Below are 15,259 nucleotides of genomic sequence, written 5' to 3' on the forward strand. Positions count from 1 at the left end.
GTGCGACGGTGCACGATCTGAACGACGGTCCGGGGACGCCGGACATCCGCAGCGCCGCCCGCTATCTGTGCTGGCTGACCGCCAGGCAGAAGCGGCGGGTGGCCACCGGGGCAGTGCTGAGCATCGTGTGGATGCTCATGCTGACTCTGCAGCCGTACCTGCTGTCCCGCGCCGTCGACGACGGGCTCCGGGCCGGGCGCCCGCGCACGCTGGTCGGCTGGACCGCCGCCATCCTGGTGGCCGGCCTGCTGAACGCCGGGATCAGCATGCTGCGCCACCGGACCATGACCAGGCTGCGGATGGACGCCACCTTCCGCACCGTCCGGGTGGTGATCCGGCAGTCCGTCCGGCTCGGCGCGGCGCTGCCCCGGCTGGTCACCTCCGGCGAGGTGGTCACCATCGGTATCGGCGACGTCGGCCAGATCGCCCGGACCCTGACCTTCGTCGGCCCCGGCATCGGCTCGCTGATCGCGATCGGCACGGTCGCCGTCCTGCTGCTGTCCGTCTCCCCGCTGCTCGCCGCCGTCGTGCTGCTCGGTGTCCCGCTGATGGCGGTACCGGTCGGGCCGCTGCTCGGCCGGCTGCGCGGCGCGGAGACCCGCTACCGCGAACGGCAGGGCCGGCTCGCCGCCCGGTTCGAGGACATGGTGGGCGGGCTGCGGGTGCTGAACGGCCTGGGCGGCAAGGAGACCTACGCCGAGCGCTACCGGCACGACTCGCAGGAGCTGCGCGCCGACGGCTACCGGGTCGGCGCCGTGACCAGCTGGCTGCAGTCCTTCGGTGTCGGCCTGCCCACCCTGTTTCTCGCCGCGGTGACCTGGCCGGCCGCCCGCCTCGCCGCCGCCGGCGACATCACGGTGGGTCAGCTGATCGCGGTCTACGGGTACGTGGCGGTGCTGGTCTTCCCCGTCCAGTTCCTGGTCGAGAGCGGGCAGGACATCAGCCGCGGCCTGGTCGCCTCCGCCCGGGTGGTCCGTTTCCTGGCGCTGGACCCGGGCACCCGCCCGGACGGCGCCGACGCACCCGGCTCGCCCACCGTGCTGCGCGACCCGGACTCCGGTGTCGAGCTGCTCCCCGGCCGGCTGACCGTCCTGGCCTGCGGCCGGCCGCAGGACGCCGCCGCCGCGGTCGACCGGCTCGGCCGGTTCGCCGCGACCGCCGTCGAGTGGGGCACCGTCCGGCTCGACTCCCTCGCCCTGTCCGCCGTCCGGGACCGGATCCTGGTCGCGGACAACGAGGCCGCCCTCTTCGCCGGCCCGCTGCGCGAGGTCCTCTCCGGCCGCCACCGGCCCGACGACCAGGCACTGCTCGCCGCCCTGGAGGCCGCCGCCGCCCTTGACGTCCTGCGAGGACTGCCGGACGGCCTGGACTCCCCGATCGAGGCGGACGGCCGCAACCTGTCCGGCGGCCAGCGGCAGCGCCTGCGGCTGGCCCGGGCGCTGGCCGCCGACCCCGAGGTGCTGCTCGCCGTCGAACCGACCTCCGCCGTCGACACGCACACCGAGGCCGCGATGGCCGCCGGCCTGCGCCGCGCCCGCGCCGGACGGACCACCCTGGTCACCGGCGTCTCGCCGCTCCTGCTGGACCAGGCCGACACTGTCCAGTACCTGGTCGACGGCCGGGTCGCCGCCACCGGCCGCCACCGCGACCTGCTCCGCGACCACCCCGGGTACCGCGCCCTGGTCTCCCGCGCCGAGGCCGAGGACACCGCCCTGCCGACCCCACGCCGCGCCGAGGCCGAGGGCACCGCCGTACCGGCCCCCCACCGCGCCGAGGAGACCGTCCGATGAGCGCCCGCCTCCCCGTCGCCGGCCCCGCCGCGGTCCGCCGGGCCACCCTGGCGCTGATCCGCCGGGACGTCCGCGGCTTCACCGCCCTGCTCGCCCTCAACGCGCTGGCCGCCCTCGCCGGGCTGGCCGGCCCGTGGCTGCTCGGCCGGATCATCGACGAGGTTTCGGCCGGCGCCGGCACCCGCACCGTCGACCTGCTGGCGCTCGCCATCGTGGCCGGCGCGCTCGCCCAGCTGCTGCTGTCCCGGCAGGCCCGCTACGTCGCCCACCGGTTCGGGGAACGCACCTCGGCGCGGGTCCGCGAGCAGTTCGCCGACCGCGCCCTGGCCCTGCCCCCGGCGACCGTCGAACGGGCGGGGACCGGCGACCTGACCACGCGCGGCACCACCGATGTCGCCGCCGTCGGCACCGCGCTGCGGGACGCCGCCCCGGACGTGTTCGTCGCCCTGGTGCAGATCGTGTTCGTCGTCGGCGCGATCATCGCCGTCCAGCCGCTGCTCGGCGCCTGCGGGATGGTCGGGATGGCCGGGATCTGGTCCGGCGCCCGCTGGTACCTGCGCCGGGCCCGCTCCGGCTACCTCGACGAGGGCGCCGCCAACTCCGCGCTGGCCGAGATCCTCGCCGCCACCGCCTCCGGCGCCCGGACGGTCGAGGCGCTCGGCCTGCAGGAGCGCCGGATCGCGACCGGCGAGACCGCCGTCGAGGAGTGCCGCCGCACCCGCGAGCGGACCCTGTTCCTGCGCAACGTCTTCTTCCCGATCGTCAGCGCCTCCTACACCGTGCTGGTGGTGGTGGTCCTGCTGACCGGCGGCCTGCTGCACGCGCACGGCATGGTCAGCCTCGGTTCAGCGGTCGCCGCCGCGCTCTTCGTCCGCCAGCTGGAGCCGCCGCTCGACACCATCGTGGTCTGGATCGACCAGCTGCAGAGCAGCGGCGCCGCCTTCGCCCGGGTCGAAGGGCTGGCCGACGCCCCGCAGACCCCGCCGGCCCGCTCAGCCGAGCCTGTCGACGACCGGATCGAGGTGACCGACGTCCGCTACGCCTACGACGGCCGGGACGACGTGCTGCACGGGGTCGGCCTGACGATCCGTCCGGGCGAGCGGCTGGCCGTGGTCGGCCCGTCCGGCTCGGGCAAGACCACGCTCAGCCGGCTGCTGGCCGGCATGGACGAGCCGCGCACCGGCACGGTGACCGTCGGCGACGTCCCGATCGCCGGCCTCGACCCGGACCGGCTGCGGCGCCAGGTCGTCCTGGTCACCCAGGAGCACCACGTCTTCCTCGGCACCCTGCGCGACAACCTGCAGATCGCCGCGCCGGACGCCGGCGACACCGAACTGCTCGCCGCCCTGGCCGCCGTCGGCTGGTCGCACGAGCTGCCGAACGGCCTGGACACCGAACTGGGCGCCGGCGGTCACCGGCTGGACGGCGCCCGGGCGCAGCAACTCGCCCTGGCCCGGGTGGTACTGGCCGACCCGCACACGGTGATCCTGGACGAGGCCACCGCGCTTCTCGACCCGACAGCCGCCCGCCACACCGAACGCGCCCTGGCTGCCGTCCTGAAGGGCCGCACCGTCATCGCGATCGCCCACCGCCTGCACACCGCCCACGACGCCGACCGCGTCGCCGTGATGGAGAACGGCCGCCTCACCGAGGTGGGCCCGCACGAGGACCTGGTCGCCAACAACGGCCCCTACGCCGCCCTCTGGCAATCGTGGAACCGATAGGAACCCCGACCAGCGCGGATTCCAGGTCCAGCCCAAGCGATGGGCGATCGAGATCCTCGACGGACGTGCCATGGCCTGATGGAATCAAGCCTCCACAGGCCCCCGGAGCGGTTCAGCGTTCCTTTCTGTGGAAGCTGCCGAGAGCGAGCGGAGTGGGAGGGGCGCCGGTCATGACCCTGTGTGTGACAGGTCCGCGGGTGGCACAGCCGCCCCGCGATGCTTGATGTTGACGGCCGAAGCCTTGGCCAGTGCCACGGGGTTCAAGAAGCGCAGCGGACCGATCAGGCGGGATGCAAACAGATGCACGTGCCGCGCCACCGACTCATCGCGCGCTGCCGCCGAAAACACCAGCCGCTCCAAGGGGTTGAACGGACGGGCCTTGGCGAAGTCGACGGCCAGGTACTGGTGACCGCGCAGCCGGCGCCGGTGTGTGCGTGCGTACAGCGCGAGCGACCTGTTGAGGTCGCCCCGACCGGTTGCGGCCGAGGCGACCGCCTCTGCCAACCACTGCGCGGACTGCAGGGCCCACCCGCACCCCACTCCCCACAGGGGATCGCCGGTCAGGGCGGCGTCGCCGATGAACGCGACGCCCGGTGCGGTCGGCTTGCGGCTGTGAAGCGGGTAGTTGACAGTGCCGATGATCTTCGTGATGCGCTCGGCGGCGTCGATGGGCGGTGCCTCGGGCAGGGCGCGGACGAATTCGAAGAAGCTGCCCTCCAGGTCTTCCCGGAATGCGGGCAGCCGTTTCTTGTCCGGGAGCACCGCGATGACCGTCACCCCGTCGTCGTTCGGGAACGCGTACGCCATGTCGGGTTCGAGGAACCAGGTGTGACCGATCCCGCCGTGCAGCGGAAGGTTGCGGAAGTGCGCGAGATAGCCGAACCGCGCGTTCTCGTGCAGCCGAGCAGGCACCCCGGCGAACTTCGCCACGGCCGAGTCCTTGCCATCGGCGCCGACCACCAGGCGGGCCCGGATCTCGCGCTCGCCCTGTGCTGTCGACGCGCGCACCCCAGCGGTTCGCCCGGCTTCCCGGACCAGCCCGGTCACCTGGTGACCGAGGAGCAGATCGACGCCAGGGGTCTTCGCCGCACGGGACCTGATCAACGGGTCGAGGGTGCTGCGCCGGATGTTGTACGCGTACGGTAGCTCGGGGCCAGCCGGCGCTGCCCTCGGCTCGATCCATCCCCAACGGGTGTACCAGCGGGCGTCGTTGCGGACGGCTCCCGCCTTCTCGAGAGCGGGGACGAGGCCGAGTTCGTCCAGCACCGGGTAGGCGTTGGCCGTGATGGAGTGGGTGCACAGCACCTTGTACGCTTCGGGGTCCGAGCGGCGTTCCAGCAGCGCGACGCGGACACCGCGTCGAGCGAGCAAGATCGCTGCGGCGCTGCCGGCGAGGCTGGCTCCACTGATGATGACGTCGTAGTCGTATCCCGCGCTCTCAGGCCTGGTCATGCGCTGATCGCTCCCTTCGGGGTGTGGTGCCGTTCGTGGGAGTGGTGCAGTGCCAGTGCTGTCAGGAACATGAGCAGTTGTCAAGAGTTGTGGATCGGGTGATGTTTGATCAGGCTGGAACGGCCCCGTCCGTGCGTTCGACCAGGGCGCCGTTCTCGAACCTCGCGCCGGAGCCGTCAGGACCTGTCCCGACGAAGCCCCGCTGCAGACTCCGCCCTGCCACAACGACCGCTGCTCACGCGCGCGTGACGCAACCGGGCCGCCCTGGCCGTCAGGAAGCGCTGCTCAGGGATGCTGGTGGTACGGGCCGCCGCAGCGCGGTAGTGGACGAGCGCGGACGGGAGGTCGCCCGCCATCTCCAACGGGTGTGCCCGCACCGCGTGCACGCGGTGGTGACCGACCAGCGGCCCGCCGTCCGCCGTCCGCGTCGAGACCGTCCTGTTGTTTCCTGGGCGGAGAAGGCAGGATTCGAACCTGCGCGGGCTTGCACCCGACCGGAGCCAGAACCCCGGTCCCCGATAAACCACTCCGGGCACCTCTCCCAACGGAACGAACCCCCCTCGCGCACGCTGCGGGCCGTCCCCTGTGCGGCGAGGCCCCGGTTCTCGCTGGCCCCTCCTCACACCCATGACTATTCCCCAGAGCCCTGACACCGCACTGACCCGGCGCTGACCCCACAGCCCCGCGTGCTGTCCGGGGGGCGCGCGATGCGCGTCCCCCGGAGGCGGGTTCAGACGTCGCGGCGCCGCACCACGATCAGCGCGAGGACGATCGCGACCAGCGGCCACAGCGCGTACACGACCCAGGACCCGGCGATCGTGGCGTAGTGGAAGCCGTCACCGGGAGCCGGCCCCCAGTTCTGGACCAGGCGCTTCCAGGCGGTGCCGACCATCGCGTGGTTGAGGTCGGCGGACCACCGCCTGCCGGACGAGAAGAGCAGCGGCAGCATCAGAAGGGTGAAGGCGCAGGTGACCATGCCGGCCGCGCTGTGCCGGATCAGGACGCCGATGCCCAGGCCGATCAGGGCGCAGACAGGGGCCAGCAGCGCGGATGCCACCAGGGCCCGGAGCACACCGGGGTGGGTGAACGAGACCCCGGCGTGACGCCCGTTCAGAATGGCCTGGGAGACGGCGAACGACCCGGTGGCGATGACCGTGCCGAGCACGGTCCAGAGTGCGGTGACGACGGCCGCCTTGGCCAGCACCACCGAGCCGCGGGCGGGGACGGCCACCGTGGTGGTACAGATCAGACCGCTGCTGTACTCGCTGACGACGGCAAGCGCGCCGATACTGCCGGCAACGAGCATCAGCGTCATGTACCCGGCCGGCGGATAGGCGTCGAACGGCAGGAACTCCGCGAGCTGCCTGGCGCCCGGGCCGGTGTTCGCGAGGTTGTCGGAGTCCGCCAGCGCCGCCGCCGCGGAGGACCCGATCACGAACAGCGTGGTGAGGATGAGCGTCCACTGGGTGGAGCGCAGCGACCGCATCTTGATCCACTCCGAGGCGAGCAGGTCGCTGAAGCGGGCCGGCGGCTCGGCGACGGGCGCGGCCGAGGGCACGGGAACGCGGGAGGCGAGAGTGGTCATCGGGCTTCTCCTGCCAGGTATTCGACGCTGTCGGCGGTCAGTTCCATGAACGCCTCCTCCAGCGAGGCGCTTCGGGTGGTCAGTTCCTGCAGCTGGATCCCGTGCTCGAAGGCGAGCGCTCCGATCCGGTCTGCGGGCAGTCCGGTCACGGCGAGCCTCTCCGCTCCCGCCGAGCCCTCCGGTTCGACGGCCGCGCCGGCTGCCGTGAGCAGCGCCGTCAGCTCGGCGGCCTGCGGCGTGCGCACCAGGACGCTGGGACGGGTGCTTCGGGCGGCGAAGCTCCGTACGGACTCGGCGGCGATGAGCCGGCCCTGGCCGATGACGACGAGGTGGTCGGCGGTGTTCTCCATCTCCGCCATCAGGTGGCTGGAGAGGAAGACCGTGCGGCCCTCGGCGGCCAGACGGCGGAACAGCCGGCGTACCCAGAGCACTCCTTCCGGGTCCATGCCGTTGATCGGCTCGTCGAACACCAGCACCGGTGGGTCGCCGAGCAGTGCGGCGGCGATGCCGAGCCGCTGCTTCATCCCGAGCGAGAACCCGCCGATCCGGCGCCGGGCCGCCTCGGCCAGGCCGACCTCCTGCAGCACCTCCCCCACCCGGCGCAGCGGGATGCCGTTGCTGCGGGCCAGGGCGGACAGGTGCACCGTGGCGCTGCGCCCGCCGTGGACCTGGCCCGCGTCGAGGAGGGCGCCGACGTGGCGCAGGCCGCGCGGGTGGTGGTGGAAGGGGATGCCGTGGACGGTGGCGGTGCCTTCGGTGGGCCGGTCCAGGCCGAGGATCATCCGCAGCGTGGTGGTCTTGCCGGCTCCGTTGGGTCCGAGGAATCCGGTGACCTGGCCGGGCCGGACGGTGAAGGACAGGTGGTCGACGGCGGTCCTGCCGCCGTAGTTCTTGGTGAGTTCGTTGACTTCGATCACAACGCCAACCCTGCCGGGCGGGCCCCGCACGGGCATGGGGCCGAGGGTGGCAATCGCGCGGACACCACTGGCCCGTGGGCTTACACCTGCGGGCTGATGTCTCGTCGGGCAACGGCCGGTTAAGGTCACGGCATGGACGCCACCTCGACCACCCCGTCTCCGGAACGTACGTCGCCGAGGACGAGAAGATGGCTCATGGCCTGGGGCGGCGGTGCCCTGTACGTCGTCGTGCTGACGCTGTTGGTCGGGGGCGCGCCGGGGGGAGGCTCCGCGACGCTCCGGGCCGTCGAGTCGATGCTGGCCGCGGGTCTGCTCGTCGCTCTGCTCCGGCGGACGCCGCTGCCGGCCCTGGCCCTGACGCTGCTCGGGTCCCTCTGCGCGGCGTTCCTGAGCAAGGACTTCAGCCAGAGCCGGTTCCTGTCGTTCCTGGCGGTGGATGTCGCCCTGGGCCTCATCGTCGCCACCCGGACCTGGCGGGTCTCGGCTCCTGCGGTCGCCGTGACGTTCGTCGTGCAGGCCACGAGCATCGCCGCGCTCTCCCACGGTCCGTACGAGCTGACCGGCTCCGGCGTGATCGCCCTCCTGGCGATGGCCAGCTCCTGCATGGTCGGCCTGCTGGTCCGCGAGCGCCGCGAGCACGCGGTGGCGCTGCGTTCGCAGGAGGTGGCCGAGGCCGTGACCGCCGAACGGCTGCGGATTGCCCGAGAGTTGCACGACATGGTCGCGCACAGCATCGGCATCATCGCCATCCAGGCCGGGGTGGGCAGTCGGGTCATCGAGACGCAGCCCGCAGAGGCCCGCGAGGCGCTTCGGGCCATCGAGGCCACCAGCAGGGAGACCCTGTCGGGCCTTCGGCGCACGCTGGTGGCGCTTCGTCAGGCCGACCCGGACGCGGCCTCGGGGCAGGCACCGCTCGCTCCCGCGCCGGGCCTCGCGGACATCGACCGGCTGACGGCGGCGACTGCGGACGCGGGGGTTGGCGTCGAGGTGCGGTGGGGCGGGGAGCGGCGTCAACTACCGGCCGACATCGAGCTGTCCGCCTACCGTATCGTGCAGGAGGCGGTGACCAACGTGGTCCGCCACGCCGGCACCGGGCACTGCCGGGTGGCCATCGACTACGGGGAGGAGGAGCTGTCCGTGGAGATCGTCGACGACGGGCACGGGACGGCGGGCGCAACGGGCGCGGGATTCGGTGTGACCGGCATGCGGGAGCGCGTCAGCCTGCTGCACGGGCGCTTCAGCGCCGGACCGCGTCCCGAGGGCGGCTTCCGGGTGGCGGCCGTTCTTCCGCTGCCCGACCTGAACGCGGCTCAGGCGGAGGTCCGATGACCGTCCGTGTCGTGCTCGCCGACGACCAGCCCCTGGTGCGGTCCGGTCTGCGCGTGCTGATGGCCGACAGCCCCGACCTGGACGTCGTCGGTGAGGCCGCGACGGGCGCGGAGGCGGTCCGGTTGGTCAGGGACCTCTGCCCCGATGTGGTGGTGATGGACATCCGGATGCCCGGCATGGACGGGATCGAGGCCACACGCCTGATCACGGCCGGTCCGGGGACGACGCGCGTCCTCGTCCTGACCACCTTCGACGAGGACGACCACGTCTACGGCGCACTCCGCGCCGGTGCCGGCGGCTTCGCTGTCAAGGACATGGCCCTGGACGACATCCTCGCGGCGGTCCGCGTGGTAGCCGCCGGCGACGCCCTGATCGCGCCGGGGGTGACGCGCCGTCTGATCGCGGACTTCGTCCGACAGCCCGTGCCTGCCCCCGAGCGCTCTCTGCGACCGGTCGAGGGCATCACCGAGCGGGAACGGGAAGTGCTGACCCTGGTCGGACGCGGCCTCTCGAACAGCGAGATCGCGGACGACCTCTTCATCTCGGTGGCCACCGCCAAGTCACACGTGGCGCGGCTGTTCACCAAACTGGGCGCGCGCGACCGGGTGCAACTCGTGATCACCGCCTTCGAGATGGGGCTGGTCACACCGGGCCGCTGACCGCGTCCGGGCGTCAGGCCTTCCCCGTGGCCTCCGCCACGGCCTCCGCGTGTGCCTGAGCCAGCATCAGATATCCCTCGCCGTTGACCTTGATCCCCGCGCGCTCCTCCTCCGTCAGCTCGCGCCGGACCTTGCCGGGGACCCCGGCCACCAGTGAGCCCGGCGGCACCTGGAGACCCTGCGGCAGGACGGCACCGGCCGCGATCAGCGATCCGGCGCCCACGCGGGCACCGTTGAGGACGACGGACCCCATCCCGACCAGGACGTCGTCCTCCACCGTGCAGCCGTGCAGGACGGCGTTGTGGCCGACCGTGACCCTGTCCCCCACCACCAGCGGGAAGCCGGGGTCGGCGTGCAGCGTGCAGTTGTCCTGGATGTTGCTGCCCGCACCCACCGTGACGGTCCCCGAGTCGCCGCGCAGCACCGCGCCGTACCAGATGCTCGTACGCTCGCCCACGCCGACCGATCCGACCACCACGGCGTTCGGTGCGACGAAGGCCGTCGGGTGGATGTCGGGCGTCAGGCCCGCGACGGCGGCGATCAGTGGTTCTGCCATGGTGTTCTCTCCCTCGGTCTGGCCGTACGTACGTCTGCCCTAGGAGATCACACTCCGCACCTCCACTTCCTAGCATGAACATTTCATAACGAGGCGCGTGAACCCGGTTACCGAGCCGCGGATCCGACCTACCGTCAGGTTTGTTCCGTCCACCAACCGCACCGGAGGACCCCCGTGCGCAAGAGGATGATCGTCTCCGCCGTCAGCGCGGCGCTCCTGCTGCTGGCGAACCCGGCGTCAGCGGCGTCGGCGACCCCGGGCGACCCGGGCATCGGCGACCCGTACTACCCGACGTACGGCAACGGCGGCTACGACGTGTCGCACTACGACCTGCGGCTCAAGTACCAGCCGGCCACCGACCAGCTCGAAGGCACGGCGACCATCCTCGCCACCGCCACCCAGAACCTCTCGCGCTTCAACCTCGACTTCGCCCTTGACGTCAGCGAGGTGCTGGTCAACGGCCGCAAGGCCGCCTTCGCGGCCACCGGCGAGCAGGAGCTGGAGGTCACCCCCGCCGCGCCGCTGGCCAAGGGCGCGCAGGCCACCGTGGTCGTACGCTACTCGGGCATCCCGTCCAAGGTCGTCCGCTACGGCTTCACCGCCTGGTTGCGTACGCCCGACGGCGGCGTGGCCGCCGGGGAGCCCGAGTCGGCCTGGTGGTGGTTCCCGAGCAACGACCACCCCGCCGACAAGGCCACCTTCGACGTCTCGGTCCTCGTCCCGGACGGCACGCAGGCGATCAGCAACGGCGTGCTGGTCTCGCAGAGCTCCAAGCTCGGTTGGACGCGCTACAACTGGCGCGAGAACAAGCCGCAGGCCACCTACCTCGCGACCATCGCCATCGGGAAGTTCGACGTCTCGACCGAGACCACGGCCGGCGGCCTGCCGGTCGTCAACGCGTACAGCAAGGACCTCGGCGACAACGACGGCGCCGCGCGGGCGAGCGTCCAGCGCACGGGCGAGATCGTCGACTGGCTGAGCACCCTCTTCGGCCCGTACCCGTTCAGCGCGGTCGGCGGGTACGTCCCGAACGTGCGCACCGGGTACGCCCTGGAGACGCAGACCCGGGTCTTCTACAGCCCCCGGCAGTTCGCCGGCGGTTCCAACACCTCGGTGGTCGTCCACGAGCTGGCCCACCAGTGGTACGGCGACAGCGTCTCACTGGAGCGCTGGAGCGACATCTGGCTCAACGAGGGCTTCGCCCGGTACGCCCAGTGGCTCTGGTCCGAGCACGAGAACGAGGGCACGGCACAGGAGCTCGCCGACTACGTCTACGCCGTCCACCCGGCCGACGACGCCTTCTGGACCGTCAAGCCGGGCGATCCGGGCCCCGACAACCAGTTCGACCTCGCCGTCTACGACCGGGGCGCGCTCGCCGTCCAGGCGCTGCGCAACGCGGTCGGCGACGAGAAGTTCTTCGAGATCCTGAAGGCCTGGCCCACCGAGCACCGGTACGGCAACGCGACCCTCGCCCAGTTCCAGGACCTCGCCGAGCGGATCTCCGGCCAGAAGCTCGGCGACCTGCTGCAGGTCTGGCTCTTGACCGCAGCCAAGCCGGCCAACCCCACCACGGCCCCGGCAGCCGGCCTCGCGGCAGCGGCAACCGCTCCGGTGCACGAGCCACGCTCGTGGAAGCAGATCCAGGCGACCAACAGCCTCCACGAGCACCACGTCGGCTGACTCATCGGCGAGCGGGCTACTGCCCTGATGAACCGTCAGCTTCTCTCTGGAAAGGCCGCGCTCCCCCGTGCATCCGCCGACCGGCCGGGTCGCCATCTCGCCGCCCGGCCGGCTGGCCCCCCTTCCGCCGACCTACTGCGGGTGTGAGCCGTCCACGATCTCGGGATTGATCGTGTCGAAATACACGTGGTCCGTCGCAGGGGCAAAATGGAACCTGCCCTCGTAGTGCGAGTTGGTGATGTGCTTGTCGTAGCCGGCGCTACTCACCCACTCGGCGTTCTTGGGCAGGAATTCCGCCAGTGCCTCCGGCAGCTGGGCCGGGGCGGAGGGCTCGAAGGCGTACCCCGGCGCACTGATGATCGACTTGACCGCGCCTGCAGGAAGGCGCGCGACCCCGACCACGCGGATCCGCGGGTCCTGGTCCGGGAGCCACTCGCGGCCCGAGTCGTGCGGATTGTAGCCCAGCCAGTGCGGGTCGGACAACCGGCCTATCGCGAGGAACCTGCGCTGAAGTGGCTCAACGTCCGTCCTCACCTTCTTGCGCTCCGGGACAGCACCATCAGCAGTCGCCTCGTACACGCCGGCACCACCGGCCAGAACGACGAGCCCACCTAGCAACATCCACCCACGCCGGCTTACAACTCTCGGCTTCCCCATGTACTCCGCCCCCCACGTGTGCTTCGAAATCTCGATCCTAACGAGCAGACGAGGGACTTGGTCCGCCAGCGGACGGTGGATCAGACCTGCACTCACACGTTGCGGGCATCAGCGCGATCGCCTCGCACGTGATCAGCGATCGGCGGGCGCCGCTGCAGCAATGACACGTACGAGCCGGACGGCACGGGCCCGGCGGCGTCCATCGCGACCGGCGAATGGTCCACTGGCTCATGACGTCGTCATTCAGATACGTCACCGCCCGGTGCAACCGCGGTCCAGTACCCGGCGTCGGCCGGGGTGCGGTGCTGAAGATCCGTTCGAACCTGGACCGCCAGCTTGCGGGTCTCGCGCCGGTTGAGGGTGGCGCCGATCCCCGCCCCGACCAGGAACGGCAGCATGGAGGGCAGCTTACGCAGTGAACTACGGGTCAGCCGCTTGCTCACCTTGCGCCGCACCTCGGAGCCGACCGCCATCGCCGCGAGACCGGCGGGCCGGACCAGGAGCGAGCCGTCGATCCCCCGCCGGTTGGCCCAGGCCGTGACGTAGGCCGTGGCCCGTTGGGTCACATTGCCGGCGGCCGGCACGCCGTACACCTCGTGGAGCTCGGCGATCAGTTTGATCTCCACGGCCGCCACCGCCAGCGTCTCCGCCGCGATCTCCACCGGCAGCGCTGGCGGGACCGGCATCATCGCCGCCGCGCCGACTCCGGCACCGAGCGCACCGGAGGCCCGGCACGCGCCCGTGATCAGCCGGTCGGCGAGTTCCTCGGGCCCGGTGGCGTCCGGGTACTGGGCCCGGAGCGTGGCCAGCTTCCGGACGGGGATCCGCGGCGCGCTCTGGACCAGCCGCTCGGCGAGCGCCCGTCCGCCGTATCCCGCGCCCTTGGCGACGACGAGGCCGCCCCGGCCCAGCATCCGGGTGAGAGTGGACAGCAGCGCGGTGGCCCGTCGGCGGCCGTGCTCGCGGTACCAGGCCTGCCGGGCGGCCGGGGCGGCGTCCGGGAGGCTGCGTTCCATCTCGGTGGACAGCGCGGCGAGCTCCTCGGCCGCCTCCCCGGGAACTGCGGAGGAGTTGCTGAGGGGGTCGTCGCCGGACGGGCGGGGCCTGTGGGGAAGTCGCATGCTCTCCGCGTACCCGCCGGGAGCACCCGCAGTCCTCGGCGCGCCCGGTGCTTCACCCCTTTGGCGCGCCGCCGGCGCGTCCGCCTTCAGACGCAGCCCCGCTGATCATGTCGGAAACTTACGCACCTCTCGTTCATATTTTGCGCCTTCATATGGACTTCATTCAGCAGCGCTCATAGTCTCTCCTCGCTCGGCGGAATCCGCGCCACCCGCGCGCGAGAGCTCGACCCTGGCCCCCCACCCGGAGCACCTCACCGACCAGCAAGGATGTGCAGCCGCAATGCAGCCACAGCCACCACCCCAACGCCGCGTCGCCCGCACCGTCGCCGTCCTCACCGCCACCGCCCTCGGCACCGTCGGCCTGCTGACGGCCGTCCTCGCCAACGCCGGTGCGGCACACGCCGCAGGCGTACCGGCGCTCTCGCCGCTCGCGGTCCCCGGCCGTGGGGCCACCGTGCCGTTCATCGAGCAGGAGGCCGAGTACGCGGCCACCAACGGCACCGTCATCGGCCCCGACCGGCTCTACGGCCACCTGCCCTCGGAGGCCTCCGGCCGGCAGGCCGTCACCCTGAGCGCGGTGGGCCAGTTCGTCGAGTTCACGCTCAGCGCCCCGGCCAACGCCGTCGACTTCCGCTACAGCCTCCCGGACACGGCGGACGGCAGGGGACGCGACGCCTCGATCGACCTGCTGGCCAACGGGTCGAAGCTGAAGAGCGTCGGCCTCACGTCGAAGTACGGCTGGTACTACGGGGGTTACCCGTTCAACAACAACCCGGGCGACACCAACCCGCACCACTTCTACGACGAGGCCCGGACCATGTTCGGGTCCACGCTGCCCGCCGGTACGAAGATCCGCCTCCAGGTCGCCTCGACGGCGCAGTCCCCGACCTTCACCATCGACCTCGCCGACTTCGAGAACGTCGCTCCCCCGACAGCCAAGCCCGCCGAGGCACTTGACGTGATCTTGCCACGAAAAGAGGGCCGGACAACTGCCCAGCCGCGCCGCCGATCTGGCGGCGCGGCCGGCATGACCGACCTGGCAGTCCGACAGAGATAGCCCGTACCACCCCACTTCTCCACAGCGACGGGACGCCGCCGAGTGAGCACCTGGCGAGCACGACGTGTCGGCTCGTGCTTGGGAACATCGGCACGTCAACTACGTCAGCAGATCGTGGAAGGTCGTAGCTCCGCGCAGTGGGCGGCAGGTCGAACCTACCGCCGAGACGTCAGCCCGAACGGATCAACCACAGGAGTGCCAAGGGGTGTATTGCGAGGTGATCACCAGGCCGTCGGGGTCCTCCTCGAAGACATATTCACGGACGCACTTCCCGACTCCATAGACGCGCGACGGGCCGGCGTACGAGCTGAAATAGCCAGGGTCGCGGTTGCCCTGCGTGCCGGAGCTGTTCTCGATCTGGATGTCCATGTACGTCAGAGTTCCGGCGTAGGTCGACTTGACGAAGACGGAGCAGTTGTTGGTGCCGTCGAAGTAGTCGTACACCGTGCCGTTGGCCACGGGGCCAGACCACGAGAGACCGCCTGAACAGCCGTAGCCGCCGGCTTGGGCGGCCGGCGCCATCACGACGGTACCCATCACCGCGAAGCTCGCGATGGAGAGGGCGGCTATCGCCTTTCGCACACGCATGGGAATGCCTTCCTGAAGACCGATTCCAACATGACGACCGAACAAGCCACATCGTTCGTTGCCCGCGACACGACGACAGAGGGCAACGGAGCGACGGAGCTTCATGAGTCCCCTTCCTCAATGGGGCGGCCCCGTCCCGGGCCG

At 71.5% G+C, this 15,259-nt stretch carries 12 protein-coding genes, 1 tRNA gene and 1 pseudogene; 6 read left to right on the plus strand and 8 right to left on the minus strand.

What is annotated here, in order from left to right:
* Nucleotides 1–8 precede the first annotated feature (8 nt).
* Nucleotides 9–1,790 (plus strand): ABC transporter transmembrane domain-containing protein, encoded by a 1,782-nt coding sequence (locus tag FB465_RS01105; RefSeq protein WP_145786736.1) that lies wholly within the window; start codon nucleotides 9–11, stop codon nucleotides 1,788–1,790.
* Nucleotides 1,787–3,514, plus strand: coding sequence for an ABC transporter ATP-binding protein (locus tag FB465_RS01110; protein WP_145786738.1), 1,728 nt, complete (start codon nucleotides 1,787–1,789; stop codon nucleotides 3,512–3,514). Before FB465_RS01105 ends, FB465_RS01110 begins: the two co-directional genes overlap by 4 nt.
* Before the next feature lie 168 nt (nucleotides 3,515–3,682).
* On the opposite strand, the gene FB465_RS01115 is transcribed toward FB465_RS01110, so the two are convergent.
* From FB465_RS01115 to FB465_RS01130, 4 genes are all read right to left on the minus strand, one after another.
* Nucleotides 3,683–4,966: an NAD(P)/FAD-dependent oxidoreductase gene (locus FB465_RS01115; protein ID WP_145797061.1), complete on the minus strand. Its 1,284-nt coding sequence runs from the start codon at nucleotides 4,964–4,966 to the stop codon at nucleotides 3,683–3,685.
* Nucleotides 4,967–5,419: 453 nt separating this feature from the next.
* A tRNA-Gln gene (locus FB465_RS35490) sits at nucleotides 5,420–5,508 on the minus strand.
* A 188-nt stretch (nucleotides 5,509–5,696) separates the two neighbouring features.
* The gene (locus tag FB465_RS01125) at nucleotides 5,697–6,551 is read right to left on the minus strand and encodes an ABC transporter permease (protein ID WP_145786741.1); all 855 of its coding nucleotides are present in this window, start codon (nucleotides 6,549–6,551) and stop codon (nucleotides 5,697–5,699) included.
* Nucleotides 6,548–7,468, minus strand: coding sequence for an ABC transporter ATP-binding protein (locus FB465_RS01130; protein ID WP_281292315.1), 921 nt, complete (start codon nucleotides 7,466–7,468; stop codon nucleotides 6,548–6,550). The genes FB465_RS01125 and FB465_RS01130 overlap by 4 nt, the downstream gene beginning before the upstream one ends.
* A gap of 195 nt (nucleotides 7,469–7,663) precedes the next feature.
* Between FB465_RS01130 and FB465_RS01135 the strand changes: the two genes are divergently transcribed.
* Together FB465_RS01135 and FB465_RS01140 are read left to right on the plus strand one after the other, a co-directional pair.
* Nucleotides 7,664–8,797 carry a sensor histidine kinase gene (locus FB465_RS01135; RefSeq protein ID WP_145786745.1) on the plus strand — a complete coding sequence of 378 codons (1,134 nt, stop codon included), beginning with the start codon at nucleotides 7,664–7,666 and terminating at the stop codon, nucleotides 8,795–8,797.
* Nucleotides 8,794–9,456 (plus strand): response regulator, encoded by a 663-nt coding sequence (locus tag FB465_RS01140; RefSeq protein WP_145786747.1) that lies wholly within the window; start codon nucleotides 8,794–8,796, stop codon nucleotides 9,454–9,456. Before FB465_RS01135 ends, FB465_RS01140 begins: the two co-directional genes overlap by 4 nt.
* 13 nt (nucleotides 9,457–9,469) lie before the next feature.
* On the opposite strand, the gene FB465_RS01145 is transcribed toward FB465_RS01140, so the two are convergent.
* Nucleotides 9,470–10,012 carry a gamma carbonic anhydrase family protein gene (locus tag FB465_RS01145; protein ID WP_145786749.1) on the minus strand — a complete coding sequence of 181 codons (543 nt, stop codon included), beginning with the start codon at nucleotides 10,010–10,012 and terminating at the stop codon, nucleotides 9,470–9,472.
* A 186-nt stretch (nucleotides 10,013–10,198) separates the two neighbouring features.
* On the opposite strand from FB465_RS01145, the gene FB465_RS01150 reads away from it, so the two are divergent.
* The gene (locus FB465_RS01150) at nucleotides 10,199–11,692 is read left to right on the plus strand and encodes a M1 family metallopeptidase (protein ID WP_425461237.1); all 1,494 of its coding nucleotides are present in this window, start codon (nucleotides 10,199–10,201) and stop codon (nucleotides 11,690–11,692) included.
* Between the two features lie 132 nt (nucleotides 11,693–11,824).
* Here FB465_RS01150 and FB465_RS01155 read toward each other — a convergent pair whose 3' ends face one another.
* Both FB465_RS01155 and FB465_RS01160 read right to left on the minus strand, forming a co-directional pair.
* Complete coding sequence (locus FB465_RS01155; protein WP_145786753.1) at nucleotides 11,825–12,175, minus strand: hypothetical protein; 351 nt, start codon at nucleotides 12,173–12,175, stop codon at nucleotides 11,825–11,827.
* 413 nt (nucleotides 12,176–12,588) lie between these two features.
* Entirely contained in the window at nucleotides 12,589–13,470 is an 882-nt protein-coding gene (locus FB465_RS01160) for a hypothetical protein (RefSeq protein WP_145786755.1), read from the minus strand.
* A gap of 280 nt (nucleotides 13,471–13,750) precedes the next feature.
* Here FB465_RS01160 and FB465_RS01165 point away from each other — a divergent pair.
* Nucleotides 13,751–14,434 (plus strand): annotated as a pseudogene (locus FB465_RS01165) (discoidin domain-containing protein); the annotation flags it as partial.
* Between the two features lie 276 nt (nucleotides 14,435–14,710).
* Here the strand turns inward: FB465_RS01165 and FB465_RS01170 are convergent.
* Nucleotides 14,711–15,220 carry a hypothetical protein gene (locus FB465_RS01170; protein ID WP_145786757.1) on the minus strand — a complete coding sequence of 170 codons (510 nt, stop codon included), beginning with the start codon at nucleotides 15,218–15,220 and terminating at the stop codon, nucleotides 14,711–14,713.
* Nucleotides 15,221–15,259: the final 39 nt, after the last annotated feature.

Source organism: Kitasatospora atroaurantiaca (assembly GCF_007828955.1).
Classification (GTDB): Bacteria; Actinomycetota; Actinomycetes; order Streptomycetales; family Streptomycetaceae; genus Kitasatospora; species Kitasatospora atroaurantiaca.

Coding starts and splice junctions, on each gene's coding strand:
- FB465_RS01150 (WP_425461237.1), top strand. CDS start 10,199: ATGATCGTCTCCGCCGTCAGCGCGGCGCTCCTGCTGCTGGCGAACCCG.
- FB465_RS01115 (WP_145797061.1), bottom strand. CDS start 4,966: ATGACCAGGCCTGAGAGCGCGGGATACGACTACGACGTCATCATCAGT.
- FB465_RS01140 (WP_145786747.1), top strand. CDS start 8,794: ATGACCGTCCGTGTCGTGCTCGCCGACGACCAGCCCCTGGTGCGGTCC.
- FB465_RS01135 (WP_145786745.1), top strand. CDS start 7,664: ATGGCCTGGGGCGGCGGTGCCCTGTACGTCGTCGTGCTGACGCTGTTG.
- FB465_RS01170 (WP_145786757.1), bottom strand. CDS start 15,220: ATGAAGCTCCGTCGCTCCGTTGCCCTCTGTCGTCGTGTCGCGGGCAAC.
- FB465_RS01160 (WP_145786755.1), bottom strand. CDS start 13,470: ATGCGACTTCCCCACAGGCCCCGCCCGTCCGGCGACGACCCCCTCAGC.
- FB465_RS01145 (WP_145786749.1), bottom strand. CDS start 10,012: ATGGCAGAACCACTGATCGCCGCCGTCGCGGGCCTGACGCCCGACATC.
- FB465_RS01125 (WP_145786741.1), bottom strand. CDS start 6,551: ATGACCACTCTCGCCTCCCGCGTTCCCGTGCCCTCGGCCGCGCCCGTC.
- FB465_RS01110 (WP_145786738.1), top strand. CDS start 1,787: ATGAGCGCCCGCCTCCCCGTCGCCGGCCCCGCCGCGGTCCGCCGGGCC.